Annotated in this window: 3 protein-coding genes and 1 pseudogene; 3 read left to right on the forward strand and 1 reads right to left on the reverse strand. The window is 38.3% G+C overall.

The window, feature by feature from the left end; genetic code table 11:
* Positions 1-282 (reverse strand): annotated as a pseudogene (locus tag K245_RS25885) (phage portal protein); the annotation flags it as partial.
* Positions 283-471: 189 nt separating this feature from the next.
* Here K245_RS25885 and K245_RS25890 point away from each other — a divergent pair.
* The 3 genes from K245_RS25890 (at position 472) to K245_RS0121530 (ending at position 1676) form a co-directional block, all read left to right on the forward strand.
* Positions 472-696, forward strand: a complete 225-nt coding sequence (locus tag K245_RS25890; protein WP_051284538.1) for a ribbon-helix-helix protein, CopG family — start codon at positions 472-474, stop codon at positions 694-696.
* Positions 689-946 carry a type II toxin-antitoxin system RelE family toxin gene (locus tag K245_RS0121515; RefSeq protein ID WP_027360806.1) on the forward strand — a complete coding sequence of 86 codons (258 nt, stop codon included), beginning with the start codon at positions 689-691 and terminating at the stop codon, positions 944-946. Before K245_RS25890 ends, K245_RS0121515 begins: the two co-directional genes overlap by 8 nt.
* 445 nt (positions 947-1391) lie before the next feature.
* Positions 1392-1676, forward strand: coding sequence for a hypothetical protein (locus K245_RS0121530; protein ID WP_027360807.1), 285 nt, complete (start codon positions 1392-1394; stop codon positions 1674-1676).
* Positions 1677-1877: the final 201 nt, after the last annotated feature.

Below are 1877 nucleotides of genomic sequence, written 5' to 3' on the forward strand. Positions count from 1 at the left end.
AATTATAACTGTCGCTGACACGGAAAAATAATTGTCGTTGATCACCCGTCGCTTGCCAAGGCGGCAGAGTTCATGGAAATGGAGTTTGCCTGACCAGTCGGCCTGGTCCATCCATTTTTTCCATAATGATTCGTTTTCAAGATTGATTTTCTTGTTGAGGGGGTCGCCTGTTTTTACCATGCAGCGAAGGGTAAGCCCTCTTCCTACGGAAAGATTCACAAGCACATCAACAGCCCTTGCAAAGAAAGGAAAATCCCTCACAAGCTGCTGAACCCTGTCCGTAACCTTTGGAGCAGCGAGTCACGCATAATTGAATTGATTTATGAGATACCAAGCTAAATAATCAACCTGCATGATTATAAAGTTAGGTGTCCCCGAAATTCATCAAAGACTCCAAAAAAACCTTGTAAAATGAAGCACCAGAATTACAATGTAATATGGTGTAAACATTCAACTACAAAAGGTGATAGCATGTCAAAGGTAATGTCTTTAAGACTTCCGGACAACATAGTTGCAAGTATTCAGGAAATTGCAGTTCAAAGAAACAGAAAGCAGGCTGAAATAATAAGGGAAGCACTTGAATGGTACTGCGAGGAAGCCGCTGATTACAGAATCGCTGTTGACCGCCTGCTGAATCCGGCCGACAAGGTTATTGACGAGAATCAGTTGATTGAGGATCTTGGCTGGAATGTATAATCTCAAATTTAAGCAGAGTGTAGCTAAAGACCTAAAAAAAATAGGCAGGGAAGAAGGCGAGAAGATTCTCAAGGCAATAAAGGAAAAGCTCCTGCCAGATCCGTCTTGCGGAAAAGGGCTGAAAGGAAACCTTGCCGCAATCTGGAGTTTCAGAACAGGAGATTACAGGGTTCTTTACACTTTCAATGATTCTGAACTTGTTGTTCTTGTGCTTAGAATCGGGCACAGGCGGGAAGTTTATGAAAGATGAAGAGACATTTAAGTTTGATGTCACCGGAATTTCCAAGGGTGAGTGGACAAGCACCGCGCATCCAAAATTTTCTTGCCAATGCATCATTTATATCCATCTGTATCCATCGCCCACCCAAATATGACTATTTATTACCCTTGTCATTGGTTGAATATTAAGGTTTTATAAAAACAATTGCGGCCATGATATTTATATTATCCTTTAAAATTAGCATATTAAAACCACATACCCAATTAAGTGGTTTTTATATAACTTCTGGCACCTCCATTGCATTATAAATATGCAAGTTTGTCTTTTTCAGACTCTCCTCTTTTGCCAAGGGCCGCCGACGGCGGCGGCCTCTTAAAAAAAATATCATTATGAATCGGAATGAGAATATAAATTTTTAATATGGAATTAATGCATATTTGAAAAATAAAATACGATCCCTGAAAAGGAATTGGCAATGACGAGCTTTATAAAATCATTTTTGACAGGCACTTTAGTTTTGTTTCTCGGTTCAAATGTGGCTTTTGCCGGAAGCAAAGACTCAAAAGTCAAGAATGATCAACATGCTCAAAGCAAAAAAAATATTCATAGTCTTGAAAGCGCTCAGCTTAACAAAAAAGACAATGGAAAGCTTGAGACAGAACAATCAAAAATAAAAGAAGATAAAAGAACTTTTAATGTGGATGGAACCCTAACTGAAAAGGGACACGTAAAAATCATAACACTACATAATTATCTATAGTTCACACAGCAATAAAAATTTCTAACTAACAAACGAGGGTGTTCATAATTCTGTGTCAGTTAAAAAAAAGCTGATATATTCAGCCAAGCAAGGAGTACAGATAACATTCATCAATGTCTCCATAATTGTCAGTAAATTGCACGCCCATTTCGACATAAAAAATCATCAGATCCGCGATTGACTTTTTATCTTCAGACAATT

It is taken from the genome of Desulforegula conservatrix Mb1Pa, from assembly GCF_000426225.1.
Lineage (GTDB): Bacteria > Desulfobacterota > Desulfobacteria > Desulfobacterales > Desulforegulaceae > Desulforegula > Desulforegula conservatrix.

Bases quoted from the DNA above. Each gene is read 5' to 3' on its own strand.
- K245_RS25890 (WP_051284538.1), top strand. From the start codon at position 472: ATGTCAAAGGTAATGTCTTTAAGACTTCCGGACAACATAGTTGCAAGT.
- K245_RS0121515 (WP_027360806.1), top strand. From the start codon at position 689: ATGTATAATCTCAAATTTAAGCAGAGTGTAGCTAAAGACCTAAAAAAA.
- K245_RS0121530 (WP_027360807.1), top strand. From the start codon at position 1,392: ATGACGAGCTTTATAAAATCATTTTTGACAGGCACTTTAGTTTTGTTT.